The organism is Janibacter sp. RAF52 (assembly GCF_052114035.1).
In the GTDB taxonomy this organism is placed as follows: Bacteria; Actinomycetota; Actinomycetes; order Actinomycetales; family Dermatophilaceae; genus Janibacter; species Janibacter hoylei.
The window spans coordinates 197051-215676 of record NZ_JBFRDY010000002.1 but is presented as its reverse complement, the minus strand read 5'-3'; the positions used below and the strand labels follow the sequence as shown (position 1 = coordinate 215676).

Annotated in this window: 20 protein-coding genes; 9 read left to right on the top strand and 11 right to left on the bottom strand. The window is 72.2% G+C overall.

What is annotated here, in order from left to right; all coding sequences use genetic code 11:
• Positions 1-29 precede the first annotated feature (29 nt).
• The 5 genes from AB4Y78_RS03500 to AB4Y78_RS03480 all read left to right on the top strand — a co-directional run bounded on the left by AB4Y78_RS03500 (position 30) and on the right by AB4Y78_RS03480 (position 5351).
• Positions 30-1505 (top strand): NAD-dependent malic enzyme, encoded by a 1476-nt coding sequence (locus AB4Y78_RS03500; protein WP_441736859.1) that lies wholly within the window; start codon positions 30-32, stop codon positions 1503-1505.
• Positions 1506-1657: 152 nt separating this feature from the next.
• Positions 1658-2437: a fructosamine kinase family protein gene (locus tag AB4Y78_RS03495; protein WP_265230437.1), complete on the top strand. Its 780-nt coding sequence runs from the start codon at positions 1658-1660 to the stop codon at positions 2435-2437.
• Between the two features lie 88 nt (positions 2438-2525).
• Entirely contained in the window at positions 2526-3815 is a 1290-nt protein-coding gene (locus AB4Y78_RS03490) for a sensor histidine kinase (RefSeq protein ID WP_306513528.1), read from the top strand.
• Positions 3812-4486 carry a response regulator gene (locus AB4Y78_RS03485; RefSeq protein WP_441714173.1) on the top strand — a complete coding sequence of 225 codons (675 nt, stop codon included), beginning with the start codon at positions 3812-3814 and terminating at the stop codon, positions 4484-4486. The genes AB4Y78_RS03490 and AB4Y78_RS03485 overlap by 4 nt, the downstream gene beginning before the upstream one ends.
• A 1-nt stretch (position 4487) precedes the next feature.
• A complete protein-coding gene (locus AB4Y78_RS03480) occupies positions 4488-5351 on the top strand; it encodes a hypothetical protein (RefSeq protein WP_441714175.1) in 864 nt (287 codons plus the stop codon).
• Positions 5352-5384: 33 nt separating this feature from the next.
• On the opposite strand, the gene AB4Y78_RS03475 is transcribed toward AB4Y78_RS03480, so the two are convergent.
• A complete protein-coding gene (locus AB4Y78_RS03475; protein ID WP_441714177.1) occupies positions 5385-6245 on the bottom strand; it encodes an Fpg/Nei family DNA glycosylase in 861 nt (286 codons plus the stop codon).
• Positions 6238-7332 carry an App1 family protein gene (locus AB4Y78_RS03470; protein WP_441714179.1) on the bottom strand — a complete coding sequence of 365 codons (1095 nt, stop codon included), beginning with the start codon at positions 7330-7332 and terminating at the stop codon, positions 6238-6240. Before AB4Y78_RS03470 ends, AB4Y78_RS03475 begins: the two co-directional genes overlap by 8 nt.
• Positions 7333-7436: 104 nt before the next feature.
• Between AB4Y78_RS03470 and AB4Y78_RS03465 the strand changes: the two genes are divergently transcribed.
• A complete protein-coding gene (locus tag AB4Y78_RS03465) occupies positions 7437-8615 on the top strand; it encodes a hypothetical protein (protein ID WP_441714181.1) in 1179 nt (392 codons plus the stop codon).
• 6 nt (positions 8616-8621) lie between these two features.
• On the opposite strand, the gene AB4Y78_RS03460 is transcribed toward AB4Y78_RS03465, so the two are convergent.
• The 5 genes from AB4Y78_RS03460 to AB4Y78_RS03440 form a co-directional block, all read right to left on the bottom strand.
• Positions 8622-8942: a putative quinol monooxygenase gene (locus tag AB4Y78_RS03460; protein ID WP_007927167.1), complete on the bottom strand. Its 321-nt coding sequence runs from the start codon at positions 8940-8942 to the stop codon at positions 8622-8624.
• Positions 8943-8975: 33 nt separating this feature from the next.
• On the bottom strand, positions 8976-9332 hold the full coding sequence (locus AB4Y78_RS03455; RefSeq protein WP_259911493.1) for an ArsC/Spx/MgsR family protein: 357 nt from the start codon (positions 9330-9332) through the stop codon (positions 8976-8978).
• A 9-nt stretch (positions 9333-9341) separates the two neighbouring features.
• Positions 9342-10220 carry a bile acid:sodium symporter family protein gene (locus AB4Y78_RS03450; protein ID WP_441714184.1) on the bottom strand — a complete coding sequence of 293 codons (879 nt, stop codon included), beginning with the start codon at positions 10218-10220 and terminating at the stop codon, positions 9342-9344.
• A 113-nt stretch (positions 10221-10333) separates the two neighbouring features.
• Complete coding sequence (locus AB4Y78_RS03445) at positions 10334-11251, bottom strand: exodeoxyribonuclease III (protein ID WP_040881184.1); 918 nt, start codon at positions 11249-11251, stop codon at positions 10334-10336.
• Positions 11252-11253: 2 nt separating this feature from the next.
• Complete coding sequence (locus AB4Y78_RS03440; RefSeq protein ID WP_040881176.1) at positions 11254-11568, bottom strand: GNAT family N-acetyltransferase; 315 nt, start codon at positions 11566-11568, stop codon at positions 11254-11256.
• A 106-nt stretch (positions 11569-11674) separates the two neighbouring features.
• Between AB4Y78_RS03440 and gdhA the strand changes: the two genes are divergently transcribed.
• Positions 11675-13030, top strand: a complete 1356-nt coding sequence (gdhA, locus tag AB4Y78_RS03435) for an NADP-specific glutamate dehydrogenase (protein ID WP_441714186.1) — start codon at positions 11675-11677, stop codon at positions 13028-13030.
• A gap of 292 nt (positions 13031-13322) precedes the next feature.
• Here the strand turns inward: gdhA and AB4Y78_RS03430 are convergent, their stop codons facing one another.
• Positions 13323-13583 (bottom strand): hypothetical protein, encoded by a 261-nt coding sequence (locus AB4Y78_RS03430; RefSeq protein WP_007927176.1) that lies wholly within the window; start codon positions 13581-13583, stop codon positions 13323-13325.
• A 31-nt stretch (positions 13584-13614) separates the two neighbouring features.
• Positions 13615-14202: a hypothetical protein gene (locus AB4Y78_RS03425; RefSeq protein WP_007927178.1), complete on the bottom strand. Its 588-nt coding sequence runs from the start codon at positions 14200-14202 to the stop codon at positions 13615-13617.
• A gap of 211 nt (positions 14203-14413) precedes the next feature.
• Between AB4Y78_RS03425 and AB4Y78_RS03420 the strand changes: the two genes are divergently transcribed.
• Positions 14414-15925, top strand: coding sequence for a DEAD/DEAH box helicase (locus tag AB4Y78_RS03420; RefSeq protein WP_259911484.1), 1512 nt, complete (start codon positions 14414-14416; stop codon positions 15923-15925).
• A gap of 145 nt (positions 15926-16070) precedes the next feature.
• Here the strand turns inward: AB4Y78_RS03420 and AB4Y78_RS03415 are convergent, their stop codons facing one another.
• Together AB4Y78_RS03415 and AB4Y78_RS03410 are read right to left on the bottom strand one after the other, a co-directional pair.
• Positions 16071-16856: an acyl-CoA thioesterase gene (locus AB4Y78_RS03415; protein WP_441714189.1), complete on the bottom strand. Its 786-nt coding sequence runs from the start codon at positions 16854-16856 to the stop codon at positions 16071-16073.
• A 15-nt stretch (positions 16857-16871) separates the two neighbouring features.
• Positions 16872-17735, bottom strand: coding sequence for an SDR family NAD(P)-dependent oxidoreductase (locus tag AB4Y78_RS03410; protein ID WP_238148212.1), 864 nt, complete (start codon positions 17733-17735; stop codon positions 16872-16874).
• Between the two features lie 37 nt (positions 17736-17772).
• Here AB4Y78_RS03410 and AB4Y78_RS03405 point away from each other — a divergent pair, with 37 nt between their 5' ends.
• Complete coding sequence (locus AB4Y78_RS03405; protein WP_441714191.1) at positions 17773-18573, top strand: maleylpyruvate isomerase family mycothiol-dependent enzyme; 801 nt, start codon at positions 17773-17775, stop codon at positions 18571-18573.
• The last annotated feature ends 53 nt before the right edge of the window (positions 18574-18626 follow it).

The window sequence follows — 18626 nt, the reverse complement described above, 5'->3', positions numbered from 1 at the left end:
CACCCGGACGGCGGTGAGACACTGGTCACATGCCCGCAGCCACACCTTCGTCGTACTCCATCACGATCCGCCTGCACACCTCGCCCGACTACGCCGTCGTCGGCCGGATCGCCACCGCCATCTCCGAGCAGGGCGGCATCGTCACCGCCGTCGACATCGCGGACTCCCGCCACGACCGGCTCGTCGTCGACGCGACCTGCTCCGGCTTCGACGTCAACCACACCGACGACCTCGTCGAGGCCGTCGAGGCGATCGACGGGGTCAAGGTGCACAAGGTCTCCGACCGCACCTTCCTGCTGCACCTCGGCGGCAAGATCGCCATCCGCTCCAAGGTGGCCCTCAAGACCCGCGACGACCTGTCGATGGCGTACACCCCCGGCGTCGGTCGCGTCTCGAGCGCCATCGCCAAGCACCCCGAGGACGCCCGCCGGCTGACGATCAAGGGCAACAGCGTCGCCGTCGTCACCGACGGCTCGGCCGTGCTCGGCCTGGGCAACATCGGCCCGGAGGCCGCCATGCCCGTCATGGAGGGCAAGGCCGCGCTCTTCAAGCAGTTCGCCGACATCGACGCGTGGCCGATCTGCCTCGCCTCGCAGGACACCGAGGAGATCATCCGCGCGGTCGAGATGATCGCGCCCGGCTTCGGCGGCATCAACCTCGAGGACATCGCGGCGCCGCGCTGCTTCGAGATCGAGCGCCGGCTGCGCGAGAGCCTCGACATCCCCGTTTTCCACGACGACCAGCACGGCACCGCCATCGTCGTCCTCGCGGCCCTGCGCAATGCCCTGCGGGTCGTCGACAAGTGGCTCGAGGAGGTGCGCATCGTCGTCTCCGGCGGTGGCGCCGCCGGCTCGGCGATCGTCACCCTGCTGCTCGCCGCCGGCGCCCAGGACGTCGTCGTCTACGACCGTGAGGGGCTGCTCTCCTCCGACGACGAGTCGCTCACCGGTGCCAAGCGCGAGCTCGCCGAGCGGACCAACCCGCGCAAGGTCCGCGGCGACCTCGCCGACGGGCTGCAGGGAGCTGACGTCTTCATCGGCGTCTCGGCGCCCAACCTGCTCAAGGCGGAGTGGATCCGCGACAACATGGCGACCGACCCGATCGTCTTCGCGCTGGCCAACCCCGACCCGGAGATCGACCCGGCCGAGGCCGCGCAGTACGCCAAGGTCGTGGCCTCGGGCCGCAGCGACTACCCCAACCAGATCAACAACGTGCTCGCCTTCCCCGGCGTCTTCCGCGGTCTGCTCGACGCGCACGCCGAGGACGTGAGCATCGAGATGCTCATCCGGGCGGCCGACGCCATCGCCGCGGTCGTCAAGGACGAGGAGATCAACCCCTCGTACATCATCCCGAGCGTCTTCCACCCCGACGTCGCCGACACCGTCGCCGTCGCCATCGCCGGCGAGGGCAAGACCTCCGCCGGCGCGACCGGTCCGATCAAGGTGGGCTCGCGCTCCACCGCCGCCCCCGTCGACGAGACCGGCACGTTGCCCCGCGTGCGCTGAGCGCCAGCGCAGGACGAAGGGGGATGTCGGCGGGCGCCGGCGTGCCCCGTCGTCCGGAGCGGCCCCTTCGAGACGGCCGCAGGCGGCCTCCTCAGGGAGCGGTGGTGGAGGGTCCCCGGGGAGCGGAGGGCGCGAATGGCAGGCTTGACCACGTGAAGCCGCCCCGCACGTACCGCAAGGACACCTCGGCTGCCCCGCGCGGCTACTCCTCCTGGGAGGCCGCCGGCCTGCTGTGGCTCGCCGAGGCCCAAGCCGGCGGGGGCGCGCAGGTCGCCGAGCTGCAGGACGTCGACCTCGACCACATCGACCTGCTGCAGTACGACCCCGCGCCCTCGACCAATGTCCAGGCCGACGAGCTCGGGGTCGCCCTCGCGGCGACGCACGCGGCCGGGGCACCGGCCTTCGGGGCGCCGCCGGCGCGGTGGAGCAGCCACGGCTTCATCGGCCCGGCCGACTCGCCGCTGCCGATGCCGCTCGAGCCGACCGACACCTGGGGCGCCTTCTTCGCCGAGCAGCGCATCCGGCACCTGCTGCGTCTCGGCCGCTCCGCGGGGCTGTGGGCCGACGAGACCCCGACCTTCGAGCGGGTCGCGGCCCGCCTGGAGTCCGGCGAGTTCGACGACGGCCCGCCCCCGGCCCGCATCCACGGCGACCTGTGGGCGGGCAACATCCTGTGGACCCGGCAGGGCGCCGTGCTCATCGACCCGGCCGCCCACGGCGGTCACGCCGAGACCGACCTCGCCATGCTCCTGCTCTTCACCGCGCCGCACATCGCCCGGATCATCGCGGCCTACGACGAGGCGGCCCCGCTCGCCGACGGCTGGCAGGAGCGCGTCGGCCTGCACCAGCTGTGCCCGGTCATGGTGCACGCGCTGGTCTTCGGCGGTGAGTACGTCGGCCAAGCCGTGCGGATGGCCGAGTCCTACGCCTGACCGGACCGGTCGGAGGGGGGACATCCCCCCTGCGAGATGGGGGAGCGCAGGGCAGACCGGAGCGGCTCGCTCTTCGTAGGTTGGGCACGTGACCACACAGACCCTCACCCCATCACTGGAGCGCCCGAGCCTCCCGCGCCGCTGGCTGGCCGGGTGGGGCAGCGTCCTGCTGCTCATCACGAGCGCGCTCACCTCGATCGGGGCCATGGTCCTCGTCTCGCTCGTCCTCACGGCCGTGCTGCTCATCAGCGCCGGTGGGCTCGGTCTGCTCCTCCTCGTGCCGCTCGTGTGGTTGTGCGGGGTCGTCGGACACGCCGAGCGGCACCGCGTCGTCGCCCTCTCCGGCCGCCGCGTCGACCCGCCGGCCCGCCGGGTGCAGCCGCTGTGGCGCAGGCTCCTCTTCGACCAGCACGCGTGGCGCAGCACCGCCTACCTCGTGCTGCACGCGATGTGGGGGGCGGTGACCGGGTGGCTCATGCTCATCGGGCTGTCGCAGACCCTGCTCGTCCTCGGCGCACCCCTGCTCGGCGGCCGCCTGCCCGATGGGGGCTACTCGCTCTTCGGCTGGCTGCGCATCGAGGGCACGACGCAGCTCGCGACGGCCTGGACGATCGCGCTCGTCGCCCTGCTCGTCATGCCGCTCCTGGCGCACCTCGTCACCTCGGTCGACGTCATGCTCGCCCGCTGGCTCCTCGGCCGCGACGAGCGCAAGGTCGTCGAGCACCTGACGGCCCGGGTCGACACCCTGAGCGAGTCGCGCCGCGAGGCCGTCGACTCCGTGGAGGCCGAGCGGCGACGGATCGAGCGCGACCTGCACGACGGACCGCAGCAGCGGATGGTCTCGATCGCGATGACCCTCGGCATGGCCAAGGAGGCCATCCACCGCGACCCGGATGCCGCCGCCCAGCTCGTCGACGAGGCGCACCGCTCCGCCAAGGAGGCGATCGTCGAGATGCGGCACGTCGCCCGCGGCATCGTCCCGCCGATCCTCGCCGACCGTGGCCTCGAGGCGGCACTGCCCGCCCTGGCCGCCCGCGCCGCCGTGCCCGTCTCCGTCGAGGTCCGGGACGTCGGCCGGCTCGACCCGACGACCGAGGCCATCGCCTACTTCGTCGTCAGCGAGGCCCTGACCAATGTCGCGAAGCACTCCGGTGCCCAGCACGACGAGGTGGTCGTCACCGCTGACGGCGAGCAGCTGACCGCGACCGTCACCGACGACGGCGTCGGAGGCGCCGATCCCGCTCGCGGCACCGGGCTGACCGGGCTGCGCCAGCGGGTGACCGCCGTCGACGGCACCCTCGACGTGACCTCCCCCGAGGGCGGACCGACCGCCCTCACCGCCACACTCCCCCTGCGCACCGGACGGAGCCTGCGATGACCGACCCGACCACCCAGCCGACGAGGATCGTCCTCGCCGAGGACTCGGTCCTCCTGCGCGACGGCATCGTGCGCCTGCTGACCTCCGCGGGCTTCGAGGTGCCGGCGGCCTGCCCCGACGCCGAGACCTTCCTCGCCGCCGTCGACGAGCACGAGCCGGACCTCGTCGTCGTCGACGTGCGGATGCCCCCGACCTTCACCTCCGAGGGGATCGTCGCCGCGCTCGCGGTGCGCGACAAGCACCCGGAGACGGCGGTCATGGTGCTCTCGCAGTACGTCGAGGAGCAGTACGCGACCGAGCTCGTCGCCAGCCGGTCCACGGGGGTCGGCTACCTGCTCAAGGACCGCGTGGCCGACACGAGCGACTTCATCGCGGCGCTGCGCGACGTCGCCGCGGGCGGCACGGTGCTCGACCCGGAGGTCGTCACCCAGCTGCTCACCCGGGCCCGGCACGCCGACCCGCTCGCGGCGCTCACCCCGCGCGAGCGGGAGGTCCTCGACCTCATGGCCCAGGGCCGGACCAACTCGGCGATCGGCAAGGGCCTCTACATCTCCGACGGTGCGGTCGAAAAGCACATGACGTCGATCTTCACCAAGCTCGACCTGCCCCCGGCCGACGGCGACCACCGACGCGTGCTGGCCGTGCTGCGCTGGCTCGACCAGGAGGACTGACATGACCAGCGCACCCCCGACGACCCTGACCCCGCTGCCGCCGAAGCCCGGTGAGCCGGCCGATCCCGAGCTGCGCGAGCGCTACCTCACCGATGCCGCGCGCCAGCGCGAGGCGCGACGTGCGGAGGCGGCACAGCTCGCCGCGCAGACCCGCCCCTCCCGCACCCCCACCGGCCCGATCCGCGTCATCGCGGCCCTCGTCGCCGTCGTGCTCGTGGCCCTCGTGTCCGCCTCACTCGTCGGACCGATGCTCAAGCAGTCCGAGACCCGCGAGCAGGCCCTGGGCGAGGTCTCGGCGGTGAACTTCGCCGGCGGTGTCGGCGACGTGCGCATCCGCGCGGCCGAGCCGGGGGAGTCGCCCAAGGCGGTGGTCACCAGCACCTGGGGGCTGTGGAAGCCGTCGACGTCGGTCCGCGCGAGCGAGGGCACGGCCACCCTGCGCTCCTCGTGCCCCTCGCGCTCCTTCGGCTCCGTCTGCGGCACGGACTGGCTCGTCGTCGTGCCCGCCGACACCGATCTGCGCATCGAGCAGGGCGTGGGCGCCGTCGAGATCGAGGACGTGGCCGGTGACATCCGGATCAGCACCGGCGTCGGCGACGTCGCCGTCACCGGGGCGGAGAGCGAGCAGCTGGACGTCGAGATGGGCGTCGGCTCGTTCAGCTACGAAGGGGTCGAGCCCCCCGAGTCCGTGGACGTGCGCCTCGGCGTCGGCGACGTGAGCCTGCGCCTGCCGGACACCGTCGGGTACCGGGTGACTGCTTCTGGCGCGGCGGGCCTGGCCAACTCCCTCGGGCACGACCCGGCCTCCGACCGGACGGTCCACGTCGAGGCCGGGGTCGGGTCGGTCGCCATCGACCCGAGCTGATCTGGCAGGACCACCCGCCGCGGCGGGCCGGCGCTACTTGAGGAACTTGCTCGTGCGCCGGTCCGCCAGCGGCGTGCCGCCGGTCTGACAGGTCGCGCAGTACTGCAGCGACCGGTCGGCGAAGCTCACCTCGCGCACGACATCGCCGCACTCCGGGCAGGCCTCACCGGTGCGTCCGTGCACCCGCATCCCGGCCCGCTTGGCGTCCTTGAGCTCCTTCGCCGGCTTGCCCGAGGCGGCGGCGACGGCGTCGCTCAGGGTGGAGCGGAGCGCCGCGTAGAGGGTGTCGACCTGCTCGTCGGTCAGCGAGGCGGCCTTGGCGAAGGGGGACAGCCGCGCCACGTGCAGCACCTCGTCGGAGTAGGCGTTGCCGACGCCGGCGATGAGTGACTGGTCGCGCAGCACCCCCTTGATCTGGGTAGTGCGCCCGGCGAGCAGGGCCGCGAAGACGTCGCGGGTGAAGTCCTCGGCGAGCGGGTCGGGCCCGAGCCGGGCGATGCCGGGCACGTCCTGCACATCGCGCACGAGGTAGGCGGCCAGGCTCTTCTTGGTCCCGGCCTCGGTGACGTCGAAGCCGGACCCGTCGACGAGCCGGACGCGCAGCGCGATGGGGGACTTGCCCGGGCGCAGGACGGTGCGGGGCAGCTCGTCGGACCAGCGGATCCACCCGGCGCGGGCGAGGTGGATGACGAGGTGGATGCCGTCGCAGTCGACGTCGATGAACTTGCCGTGGCGGTGCACGCCGTCGACCGGGGCGCCGGCGAGGGCCTGCGGCGGAAGGTCGAAGGTCTTGAGCACCGAAAACGAGGCGAGCTCGAGCGACTCGACCGCCAGTCCGTCGAGGCGCTCGCCGAGGAAGTCGACGAGCCCCTGCACCTCGGGCATCTCAGGCACCGCTGGCTCCTGCGGCGTCGGAGCGGCTCACGTCGTCGGCGGCGAGGGCGCCGCGCAGCTGCTCGAGCATCGTGTAGCCGTCGGCGGCGTGGACCACCGGCAGCTCGACCCCGACGTGCTGCTCGAAGTCGTCGGTGGCGATGGGCGTGAAGTGGCTGAGCAGCTGCTCGGTCGCCGTGAGCACCCGGATGCAGATGGCCCGCACCCGGTCGGGGCGCTGCTCGGCGAACTCGCCGTAGAGGCTCGGGTCGTGCTGGCCGTCGTCGCCGACGAGCACCCAGCGCACCTGGGGCATCTCGCGGGCGAGCCGGTGCAGGCAGGCGCGCTTGTGGTCCTGGCCGGAGCGAAACCAGCCGGTGTTGGTCGGGCCCCACTCCGTCATGAGCAGGGGACCGAGCGGGTACCCGGCGCGGCGCATGAATCGGGTGAGGGAGGGCACGGCATTCCACGCGCCCGTCGACACGTAGACGATCGGTGCCCCCGGGTGCGCGGCCAGCAGCTCGCGGTACATCGTCGCCATGCCGGGCACGGCGCGGCGGGTGCCCTCGTGGCGGAAGAAGGTGTTGTACGCCGCGATCATCGGGCGCGGCATCGTCGTCGTGATGATCGTGTCGTCGATGTCGGAGACGATGCCGAAGGTCTGGTCGGGGCCGACGACGAAGACGGCCGCCGTCGTGTCCGCGGCCCGCGGCGAGGCGATCTCGACGTCGTGCCAGCCGGGGGCGAGCCCGTGGTCGGTGATCGTCAGGTCGAGCAGCCCTGAGCGGTCGCACCGGGTGCGGTACTCGCGATCGCCGATGCGCACGGTCACCGGCTCACCCACTGCCGGGGTGGTGAAAAAGCTGCGCCACCCCCTTCGCTCGCTGTCGGCGGTGCGCAGCTCGAGCCACGTCGCCCGGGCATCCGCGGCGGCCGGGGCGTAGGGGCGGCGGGTCATGAGGACGCGACCGAGCACGCGCACCCGCTCGGCGCTGCCGTAGCCGGTGTAGGTGAGCACGCGTGTGCCCCACCCTCGGCGACGCATGGCCCCCGCCACCTGGCGGTGCCATGCGTCCTCGATGATCGCGGCTGCGTGGGGTCGCGGCATGGGGCCGAGCCTAGTGCGCGACGGTGACGGCGGAGGGGGTGGACGTCACTGCCTTCGCCGGATCGGCTCTGGCAGAGTGATCCCCGGCGAAGGGAGGGCCGTCGGTGGGTGAGGCCGCGGTGCGGGCGATCGATCTCGCGACGATGGGGTGCACGTGGGTGCTCGACGTGTCCGCGCTCGACCCCGACGAGGCCGACGCGATGGCCCACCGCTGGCAGCGCTGCATCGACCTGCTCGCCGCGCCCGACCGGCTCCGGCTGGTCGACGAGCCGATCCGCGTGCGGGTCCACGCCGGCGACCCGGGGGCGGTCGCTGAGGGTGAGCTCGTCACCGGTGCGGCGCAGGCCGACAAGATCGCCTACGCCCTCTCCCGCGAGGTGACGCGGGCCGGTCTGATGCGCCTGCGAGGGCAGGCCACCCTGCTCCACGCCGCGGCGCTCGCGGACGACGAGGGCCGCACCGTCGTGCTCGTCGCCCCCTCGGGAGGGGGCAAGTCGACCGCGACCCGGGAGCTCGGGCGGCACTTCGGCTACGTCTCGGACGAGTCGGTGGTGATGCTGCCCGACGGCCGGATCGCCCCCCACCCCAAGCCGCCGTCTCTCGTCATCGACCCGGACGACCGCTTCCACAAGGAGGAGCCGGCGCCCGACGACCTCGGCCTCGGGCCGACCCCGGTCGCGCCCCGTCTCGCGGCGCTGCTCACCCTCGCCCGTGACGCCACGGTCACCGAGCCGGTCATCGAGGAGGTGGGACTCGTCGACCAGGTGCTCGCGCTGCTGCCCGAGACCTCGTCGACCTGGTGGCTCGACGACGGCCTCGACCGGCTGGCCCGGGCCGTGACGGTCGGCGGCCCCCCGGCGCGATTGAGCTATGCGGAGATCGACGGGTGCGTCGACCTCGTGCGCCAGCACCTGGCGTCGGCGGTGCCGGCCGAGCCGACGTGGGAGCACCTGCCCCCGACCGGTGGGCAGCGGCTCGCCGTCGACGCCGAGCGGGTCGAGCCCGACGCGGGCTCGGTCGATCTGTCGACCGTGCGCGTGGTGCGGGCCCCGTGGTCGGACGCCATCGCCTGCGACGGTGAGGTGCTCGTGCTCCAGGGGGCACGCCCCCTGCGCCTCGCCGGCCCGGGGACTGCGGTGTGGCGCTGTGCCGACGAACCGCAGACCGTGGAGCAGCTCGTCGACGGGGTGACGGCCGCGCTCGGAGCGCACCCGGACGCGGCCAGCATCGTGATCTCCGCGGTCACGCAGCTGCTGGGTCACGGCGTGCTCGCCGTGGCCTGAGCGGGCTCAGTCGATCTTGAGCTCGCCCATCTCGCCCCAGCCGGTGCCCTCGACGGCGCGGCTGATGATCCGCGGGGTCTCCGCGAGCGCGGGGCGCATCGCCTCGAGTCCGGCGGCGAAGTGGTCGCTCGAGACATGCGCCTCGGCGGCGTCGTCCTGGAAGGCCTCGACGAGGACCCACTCGTCATCCGTGTCGAGGCTCATCGACCACTCGAAGAAGATGTTGCCCGGCTCGGCGAGCGTGGCGCGGGTGAACTCTTCCACGATCTCCGGCCACTGCTCGGTGTACTCGGGCTTGGTGCGGAACTTCACGACGATGAGGATCATGACCTCACCGTAGTCGTCTTCGCACCGAGGGTGTCAGCCGGCGACGAAGGGAGCGACCCGGTCCTTGGGCCGACCGATGATCGCCCGGTCGCCCTTGACGACGACAGGCCGCTGCATGAGACGTGGGTGCTCGACGAGGACGGCGACGACCTGGTCGACGGTCGCCACGTCGGCGTCGGTCAGGCCCTGGTCCTTGAAGAAGGCATCACGGCGCACGAGGTCGGTCGGCTCGTCCTCGAGCTTGCCGATGAGCTCGCGCAGTGCGGCCTCGTCGAGGGGCTGCTTGAGGTACTGGTGCACCTCGGCCGAGACCCCGGCGCCCTCGATCGACTCGATCGCGGCGCGGGAGGTCGAGCACTTCGGGTTGTGCAGCACGGTGACATCGCTCATGAGGCCAACCTAGACGGCCGGGACCGGGGCCCGCTCGGGCCGGCGGTTGAGGGCGATGCCGAAGGCGAAGCCGAAGATGTTCATGACGATCGAGTAGACGGCGGCCGGGATGGCGATCTCGGTGCTGCCCATGACGCTCAGGGCGAGGGTCATGGCCAGGGTCGTGTTCTGGATGCCCACCTCGTAGGCGGTCGCCACGCCCTGGGCGCGGTCGAGGCGCAGACCGCGGGCGACGGCGTAGCCGACGATCAGGGCCAGCGCGCACAGGATGGTGACGAGCAGTCCGGCCGAGCGGGTGTACTCGACGATGTTGTCCCGCTCGGCGACGATCGCCCCGATGGCGACGACGACGAGGAAGACGATGGCGAAGGCCTTGATCGGACGCTCCGCGCGCTCGGCGATCTGCGGGCGGACCGAGCGCAGCCACATGCCGATGGCGACGGGCATCAGCACGAGCACGACGACCCCGCCGAACTTGCCGAGTTGGACGCCGACCCCTTCGCTCTCCGCGTTGAAGTGACTCACCGCCCAGCCGGTGACGAGGGGCAGGGTGACGATCGTCAGCACCGAGTTGACCGCCGTGAGCGTGACGTTGAGCGCGACGTCGCCGCGGAAGAGGTAGCTGAACATCCCCGCCGTCGTCCCACCGGGCGAGGCGGCGAGGAGCATGACGCCGACCGCGAGGAGCGGCGCGAGGTCGAAGAGCCGGATGAGCCCGTAGGCGAGCAGCGGCAGGAAGAGCATCTGCAGCCCCAGGGCGACGATCACCGCGCGCGGGGCCTCGCGCACCCGGGTGAAGTCGGCTCTGGTGAGCGACAGGCCGAGTCCGAGCATGACGATGCCGATGGCGATGGGGAGCCCGATGGACAGGGCCGGAGACTGGTCCATGGGTGGAGGTTACCGGCCGGTAGGTATCTGCGGTAGCCCCCCGGCGCCGGACGATCAGTCGGCGCCCTTCGAGACGGTCGCGGACGGCCGCCCACGCGGAACGTGGGACCCACTCAGGATGCCTCGGCATAGTCGACGACGACCGCAGCGTGGTCGCTCACCCGCTCCGGGCCGCTCGCCGGCCGGTCGGTGCCGGCGGTGACCGCGCGCTTGGCCAGGCCGGGGGTGGCCAGGTGGTAGTCGATCCGCCAGCCGGTGTCGCGGTCGAAGGCCCCACCCATCCACGACCACCACGACATCGGGCCGGTCGTGTCGGGGTGCTGCGCGCGGACGACGTCGACGAGCGTGCGCGGCGAGACGATCGAGTCGAACCACTCGCGCTCCTCGGGCAGGAAGCCCTCGGACTTCTGGTTGGAGCGCCAGTTGGTGACGTCGAGCCGGGTGTGGGCGACGTTGAGGTCACCGAGGAGGAGGAACTCGCGGCCGGCGGCGCGCGCCGTCTTGCGCGAGCGGTCGAGCTGCCGGGCGAAGGAGGCGAGGAAGCCCATCTTGCGTTCGTACTTCGCGCCGCCGTCCGGCGCCTCGCGCCCGCCGGGCTTCTGCAGGTGGGCCGGCAGCCCTCCCTTCGGCAGGTACAGGCTGGCGACGGTGAGGGGGCGGTCCGCGAGGTCCACCTCGACGTACCTCCCTTCGCTGGCGAAGGGGGACAACCCGCGCGCCATCGTGCCCGGCGGGGAGGGCTCGGTGTGCAGGTGCTCCTCGCCAGGTGCGCGCATGAGGACCTCGCCGTCCCACGTGCGCACGGCCGCGGGGCGGGTGCGGGTGAGCACGGCGACGCCGTTGCGGCCGGCGAGGTGGCCCGGCTCGTAGGTGAGGTGGTGGTCACCGAAGACGCCGGCGGGCAGCTGCGCGGGCGGGCAGCGCACCTCCTGGAGCGCGACGACGTCCGGGTCGCGCTCGGCGAGCCAGGCCTCGAAGCCGCGCCGCTGCGCCGCCCGGATCCCGTTGACGTTGAAGGTCGCGACGCGCAGGGTCACTGCGGGATCGCGGCGAGGTCGTCCGGGGTCGGCTGCGCGACGGTGGCGCCGTGGTCGGTGTGCTTCGTCAGCCACTTCGTGACGTAGGGGCAGACCGGCACCACCGTCAGGCCCTCGTCGCGGGTGGCCCGCACGGCCGTCTCGACGACGGTGCCGGCCAGGCCCTGCCCGCCGAACTCCTCGCCGATCTCGGTGTGGAAGAAGACCCTGCGGCCGTCGTGGTCGACGAACTGGGCGAAGCCGGCGACGGCGCCGTCGGAGCTCACCTCGAAGCGGTCGGGCCCGGTCTCTCTGCTCACGGAAGCGCTCATGGCACCAGCCTTGCACGTGACGCGGACAACCCTCGGACACCCCGGCGGAGGGGCTCTCTCGGCGGTTAACGTGAGCCGACCCATCCCCCTTCGAAGGAGACCGGCTGTGACCACCCAGGCCCTGCACCCCAACTTCCAGGGGCACTTCGACGAGGTGATCGCCCGCAACCCCGGTGAGCGCGAGTTCCACCAGGCCGTCTACGAGGTCATGCAGTCGCTGTCGCCGATCGCCGGCCGCGTCGACGAGTACGCGCAGTGGTCGATCCTCAAGCGGATGTGCGAGCCGGAGCGGCAGATCATCTTCCGCGTGCCGTGGACCACGGACTCCGGGGACGTCCAGATCAACCGCGGCTTCCGCGTCGAGTTCAACTCCGCGCTCGGCCCCTACAAGGGCGGGCTGCGCTTCCACCCGAGCGTCAACCTGTCGATCATCAAGTTCCTCGGCTTCGAGCAGGTCTTCAAGAACTCGCTGACCGGCATGCCGATCGGTGGCGGCAAGGGCGGCTCCGACTTCGACCCCAAGGGCAAGTCCGACGCCGAGATCATGCGCTTCTGCCAGTCCTTCATGACCGAGCTCTACCGCCACATCGGTGAGTACACGGACGTGCCGGCTGGCGACATCGGTGTCGGTGGCCGCGAGCTCGGCTACCTCTTCGGCCAGTACAAGCGGATCACCAACAGCTGGGAGGCCGGCGTCCTCACGGGCAAGGGCCTGTCGTGGGGCGGGTCGCAGGTGCGCACCGAGGCGACCGGCTACGGCACCGTCTTCTTCGCCCAGGAGATGCTCAAGGCGAAGGGCGAGTCCCTCGACGGCAAGCGCGTCGTCGTCTCCGGCTCCGGCAACGTCGCGATCTACGCGGTCGAAAAGGTCCACCAGCTCGGCGGCACCGTCGTCGCGGTCTCCGACTCCGCCGGCTACGTCGTCGACGAGTCGGGGATCGACCTCGCGCTGCTCCAGGAGATCAAGGAGGTCCAGCGCGGCCGCCTGACCGACTATGCCGAGGCGAAGGGGGGCTCCGCCCGCCACGTCGCCGACGGCTCCATCTGGGACGTGCCGTGCGACGTCGCCCTGCCGTGCGCCACGCAGAACGAGCTCTCCGAGGAGCACGCCCGCACCCTCGTGAAGAACGGTGTCCGGCTCGTCGCCGAGGGCGCCAACATGCCGTGCGTGCCGGAGGCGATCGAGGTCTTCCGCGAGGCCGGCACCCTCTACGCGCCCGGCAAGGCCTCCAACGCCGGTGGCGTCGCCACTTCTGCGCTGGAGATGCAGCAGAACGCGAGCCGCGACTCGTGGGGGTTCGAGGAGACCGAGCTGCGCCTCGAGGAGATCATGCGCGACATCCACGCCAACTGCCTCGAGACCGCCGAGGAGTTCGACGTCCCCGGTGACTACGTCGCCGGCGCCAACCTCGCCGGCTACATCAAGGTCGCCGACGCGATGGTGGCCCAGGGCGTCATCTGATCCCCGCTCCCTGCCCTTCGAGACGCTCCGGCCGCAGGCGGCCTCGCTCCTCAGGACCCGGAGGCCGCCCGCGGCCGTCTCGAAGGGCCCCCTTTGCCTGAGGAGGTCGCGTAGCGGCCGTCTCGAAGGGCCCCCGTTCCCTGAGGAGGTCGCTCAGCGACCGTCTCGAAGGGCCCCCGTTCCCTGAGGAGGTCGCTCAGCGACCGTCTCGAAGGGTCGTGGTCGCGTGGTCACCTTGTCGTTCTCGACGTCAGCTCGACGCCACGCCGACCCTCCTCACCGTCCGCGGCCCTCACGCGCACCCGCAGCAGTCGCAGCAGTCGTGACCCTCGACGTGCACCAGCTCGAAGGGGGCGCCGAGGCACAGCCTGACCATCGCCGCGCTGTGCGGGCTCGTGCAGATCTCGAAGGCGCCGTCCTCGTGGAGGCGTAGCAGCTCGGTCGCGGTGAGCATCGCGCCGGCCTCGAGCGGGCTGAGCTCCGGTGAGTAGAGGCGGGCGCGCAGTTTCGTCAGCTCGGCGGTGTGGTCGGGGCGCTGGGTGTGTCGAGTCATGCCGCCACCCTGAGCTGCGACGAAGGGGGTGTCAGCTCCCTTCGTCGGGTCGTAGCTCGACCGCAGCTTGCAGGCTGAGCAGCCCGTAGCCGAAGACGTGCGCGGACAGGACGTCGACCTCGCGGCGTGGGGTGCCGAAAAATGCACCCACGCGGTTGAGCACGCGGGGGTAGGGCTTTTCTCGTGCACCGCCGACGCCCGTCCAGTTCGAGTTGGGTACGACGAGGAAGAGGTGCTGGATGTCCTGCGCGATGTGCGCCTTCCACATGTCCTTGAGGTCGTGGTTGTTGTTGACCGTGCCGCCGCGCTCGACCTCGGCCATGACGCCTCGACCGGGGGAGAGCTGGAAGACGAAGTCGGGCCGTGCCCTGGTCACGATCCCGTCCTGCGGCGTGAGCACGACCTCCTGACCGAAGCCCAGCTCGTCCGTGAGGACCTCGGCGACGATCGCCTGGATCGCCGCGCTCTGCGCGCCAACGACGTGCGCCTGGTTGATGGCGACCTCGCGCTCGACGAGCTCGTCGCGCAGGTGGTCGGCGAGCATCTCCACGGCCTCCACCTCGCGGCGCTCGTCATCGCTCATGACGCTGCGCGCGAAGGAGCGCATCTCGATCGGCATGCTCGCAGCTTGGCAGCTGCCGCCGACACCCGCGGTCAGGCGCCACCCCCGTCGCCGCTACACTTGACGAAGCAGCCGTTCAGTTCTGCAGCGAGCTGCTTCTCTGATTGCACTGATGCCATCGCGCCGCGACCCCCTCCTGCTTGACGCAGGTAGGCACTCGCGCCGGGCAGAACCGAAGCATCACGACTCCGTCTGGAGCCATTTTTTCGTGACGACCACGACCTTCGCCGACCTCGGCGTGCCCACCTCCCTGACCTCCGTCCTCGCGGAGCAGGGCATCACCACCCCGACCCCGATCCAGGCGGCGACGCTGCCGGACTCCCTCGCCGGCCGTGACGTGCTCGGCCGCGGGCGCACGGGCTCGGGCAAGACCTACGCCTTCCTCCTGCCGCTCGTGGCTCGCCTCGTCGAGTCGGGCACGCGCCGCCAGGCCAAGCGCCCCCGTGCGCTGATCCTCGCCCCGACCCGGGAGCTCGCCACCCAGATCGAGGACTCCCTCACCCCGCTCGCGCAGGCCGTCGGCCTGCGCAGCCGCACCGTCTTCGGCGGTGTCGGTCAGAACCCGCAGGTCAAGGCCATCGCCGCCGGCGTCGACGTCGTCGTCGCCTGCCCGGGTCGCCTCGAGGACCTCATGGGTCAGGGGCACGTCGACCTGTCGGCCATCGAGGTGACGATCCTCGACGAGGCCGACCACATGGCCGACCTCGGCTTCCTCCCCGGCGTCAAGCGGATCCTCGACAAGACCCCGCGCGGCAGCCAGCGGATGCTCTTCTCCGCGACCCTCGACGGCGCGATCAACCAGATCGTCAAGCGCTACCTCGAGCAGCCGGTGACCCACGAGGCCGACTCGGCCCAGTCGCCGGTCGCGAAGATGACCCACCACGTCCTGCACATCAAGAGCACGGACCACCTGCCGGTCCTCACCGACCTCGTCGCCGCGCCGGGCCGCAAGGTCGTCTTCACCCGCACCAAGCACCGCGCCAAGAAGATGGCCCGCCAGCTCAACGCCGCCGGCGTCCCCGCGGTCGAGCTGCACGGCAACCTCAGCCAGAATGCGCGCACCCGGACCATGGAGGCCTTCCACTCCGGCACCGCGCAGACCCTCGTCGCCACCGACATCGCCGCCCGTGGCATCCATGTCGACGACGTCTCGCTCGTCATCCACGCCGACCCGCCGGTCGAGCACAAGGCCTACCTCCACCGCTCCGGTCGCACGGCCCGCGCCGGCGCCGAGGGCACGGTCGTCACGCTCATGACCGACGAGCAGGTCCGCGACGTCAAGGACCTCACCCGCAAGGCGGGCATCAAGCCGACGACGACCCGCGTCTCCGTCGGCCACGAGCTCCTCGGTGAGCTCGCCCCGGGCGAGCGGTCCTTCCCCGGCGCCTTCGTCCCCGACGTCCCGCAGCAGGGCAACGGCGGAGCGAAGGGGGGTCCCCGCGGCGGCGGTCGCGGCCGGTCCGGTGGTGGCCAGGGTGGTCGTGGCCAGGGTGGCTCCGCCCAGGGTGGCCAGCGTCAGCGCGGTGAGCGCGGCGGTGCCGGTCGCAACCGCAACGGTGGCGGCTCCGGTCAGGGCCGCTCCGGTGGTCAGGGCGGTCAGTCCCGCGGCGGCAACGGCGGTCAGCGCCGTGGCGGTCAGGGTGGCGGCAGCCGCCAGGGCGCCAGCCGCGGTGGCAGCGTCGTGGCCTTCAGCTCCAGCAGCACCGGCCGCTCCCGCTGACCCACAGCTGAGCGGAGCTGGGTCGACGCCCCCAGCACCTCAGTCGAAGAACCAGCACGTCATTCGAAGAAGGAGCGCGACCAACAGGTCGCGCTCCTTCTTCGAATCACCAGCTGGTGAGCGGGCCACCGCTCACCCCAGCCAGTCAGCCGAAGATCGCCACCGTCTGCCGGCTGATCGCGACGAGCCGCCCGTCCGGGTGCCAGATCCGCGCGTCCGTGTGGGCGTACCCGCCTTCGGCCCGGTCGGTGCGCACGGCGTAGGCCCAGTGCGTGTCGGGCTCGGCAGCGACGTCCTCGGTGATCTCGAGCGACCAGGTCAGGCTGCTGCCGGGAGCGAACTGGGAGAGCATCTGGATGACCGCCGGGGGCCACGCGTCCCCGAGCGTCACGAAGTGCCGCTCGTCGAAGACCGGCGGCGCCTCGCGGAAGCGCATCCACCCGTGCATGTGCGACGTGTCGGCACCGGTGTAGGGGACGGCGCCGTCCGCCAGCCGCAGCTCGACGTGCTGGAAGAAGTCCGGCGTCGCCCCGGGGATGTACGGGAAGGGCTCGATCGACTCCGGCTCCGGCAGCTGTGGCATCGGCACCGTCTCGTGCGGGACCGAGATGGCCGACTCGCGCTCCCGACCGAAGGCGGCGAGCACCGCGGCCACGACCTGCCCGTCCTGCACGAGGTGCGCCTGGGCCTGGGTCGCGTTCTTGCCCTGACGCAGCGGCGTCACCTCGATCTGTGCGTCGCCCGGCGCCAGCGGCGCGACGAAGCTGACCATGAGGTGCCGCAGCGGCGGAGCGTCGACGAACTGCCCGCGCAGGCCGGCGTGCGCCAGCCCGGCCACGAGCCCGCCGTAGGTCGCCCGTCCCTGGCCCCAGCCCTCCTGGACGTGGACGGTGCCGGTGGCGGCCTGGTCGAGCATCTCCTGCAGGTTCATGGGTCGAACCCTAGTTCAGGTCGACGTGCCGCCAGCCCGCCCCTCGAGCTCGAGCAGCGCCCGGTACCCCTCGCGATAGGTCGGGTACCTCAGGTCCACTCCCGTAGACCGCAGCCGCGCATTGCGCATCCGCCGACCCTGAGGCTCGACGTCCCCGGTGGGAGCGGGCCTGGGGAGCCCGAGCTCGTCGGCCACGAAGTCCCTTACGTCACCCGCCGTCGCCGGCTCGTCGTCCGTGCCGACGTAGAGGTCGGCGGGTTCGGCGGGCATCGTCAGCAGGTGCGTGATCGCCGCCGCCGCGTCCTCGCGGTGGATCCGGTTGGTCCAGCGTCCTGGGTCACGGTTCTCACCCGCCCGCACGGTGCGCACGAGCCGGTTGCCCGGGGGGCCGTAGAGCCCGCTGAGGCGCAGCACCGTCGCGCGGGGGAGCGCCTCGCGGAAGAGGGCCTCCGACTCCAGCAGGATCTTCGGCCGATCCGCTTGCGGCGCAACGCTGGTCGTCTCGTCGAGGTCTCCCGCGAGGTCCCCGTAGACGCTCGTCGACGACACGAGCACGGCGCGGCGAGGCGTCCCCGCCCGCAGGACCGCGTCGAGCCCACCGCGGACCGCGTCGAGGTAGGCGCGGCGGTAGCCCCCTTCGTCCCGGCGGTCGGGGGTCAACGAGACGACGAGCAGGTCCGCGGGCAGGTCGGGGACTTCACCAGACGCCAGATCCGCGGACACGCCCGCAAAGCCGGCCGGCAGCGCAGCGACATTGCGCCGCACCCCGGTCACCTCGTGGCCGGCCCCCAGCAGGGCGGTCCCGACGCGGATCCCGAGGTCGCCACAGCCCAACAACACGGCACGAAGGGGGGACACGTCCGGTCGGTCATCGGTCACCCACCGATCGTGTCACGGCGACCCCTACGCTGACGGCATGACGCGACCCGACCCCGTGGCCTTGTGGGAGCAGACCTCCCAGGACCTGCTCACCGTCCTGCGCGACCTCTCCGACGACGACTGGAGCAAGCCGGCGCTGCCGGGGTGGAGCGTCCAGGACGTCGTGGCGCACCTCGCCCACCTCGAGTCCGAGGTGGCCGGCATGCCACAGCCCGACGGCGGCCACATCGACGTCGACTCCGCGCCCAACCAGGCGATGCCCACCGACCTCACCCACGTCGGGGTGGAGGCGCGGCGGGGGATGAGCGCCGAGGCCGTCCTCGCCGAGTTCGAGCAGGCCTGTGTAGGACGGCGGGAGGTCCTCGCGGGCCTCGACCTGTCCGACCCGAAGGCGCAGGCCCCCGGCGTCGCCGGGCGCCTGGGCTGGGACCTCGCCACGCTCCTGCGCAACCGCCCTATCGACCTGTGGGTCCACGAGCAGGACGTCCGCGAGGCGACCGGCCGCCCCATGACGACGACCGGGGTCGGGGCCGCGTACGTCGCGGGCATCATGACCAAGGTCTTCCCCATGACCCTGCGCCGACTGCCCACGGGCACCGCCGTCGTCGCGCACATCACCGGTCCGCAGGGCCGCACCCTCGCGGCCCGGGTCGGCGAGGACGGGAGGGCCACTCCCTTCGACCCCGCAGAGGGCAGCGACGTGACCCTCGAGCTCGACGACATCACCTGGCTGCGGCTCACCGGCGGCCGGATCTCGCCGGAGGAGGCGACGGTCGGGGTCACCGGCGACGAGGGCACCGCCGCGATCGTGCTGGGGCGGCTCAACGTCACTCCCTGACCGCCACGCGGGTCGAGGTGCGCAGGCCGCCCCCGGCCGGAGCCTCGAGACCC

Coding starts and splice junctions, on each gene's coding strand:
- AB4Y78_RS03480 (WP_441714175.1), top strand. CDS start 4,488: ATGACCAGCGCACCCCCGACGACCCTGACCCCGCTGCCGCCGAAGCCC.
- AB4Y78_RS03485 (WP_441714173.1), top strand. CDS start 3,812: ATGACCGACCCGACCACCCAGCCGACGAGGATCGTCCTCGCCGAGGAC.
- AB4Y78_RS03415 (WP_441714189.1), bottom strand. CDS start 16,856: ATGAACCTGCAGGAGATGCTCGACCAGGCCGCCACCGGCACCGTCCAC.
- AB4Y78_RS03430 (WP_007927176.1), bottom strand. CDS start 13,583: ATGACTCGACACACCCAGCGCCCCGACCACACCGCCGAGCTGACGAAA.
- AB4Y78_RS03425 (WP_007927178.1), bottom strand. CDS start 14,202: ATGCCGATCGAGATGCGCTCCTTCGCGCGCAGCGTCATGAGCGATGAC.
- AB4Y78_RS03455 (WP_259911493.1), bottom strand. CDS start 9,332: ATGAGCGATGTCACCGTGCTGCACAACCCGAAGTGCTCGACCTCCCGC.
- AB4Y78_RS03470 (WP_441714179.1), bottom strand. CDS start 7,332: ATGCCGCGACCCCACGCAGCCGCGATCATCGAGGACGCATGGCACCGC.
- AB4Y78_RS03460 (WP_007927167.1), bottom strand. CDS start 8,942: ATGATCCTCATCGTCGTGAAGTTCCGCACCAAGCCCGAGTACACCGAG.
- AB4Y78_RS03405 (WP_441714191.1), top strand. CDS start 17,773: ATGACGCGACCCGACCCCGTGGCCTTGTGGGAGCAGACCTCCCAGGAC.
- AB4Y78_RS03500 (WP_441736859.1), top strand. CDS start 30: ATGCCCGCAGCCACACCTTCGTCGTACTCCATCACGATCCGCCTGCAC.
- AB4Y78_RS03450 (WP_441714184.1), bottom strand. CDS start 10,220: ATGGACCAGTCTCCGGCCCTGTCCATCGGGCTCCCCATCGCCATCGGC.
- AB4Y78_RS03440 (WP_040881176.1), bottom strand. CDS start 11,568: ATGAGCGCTTCCGTGAGCAGAGAGACCGGGCCCGACCGCTTCGAGGTG.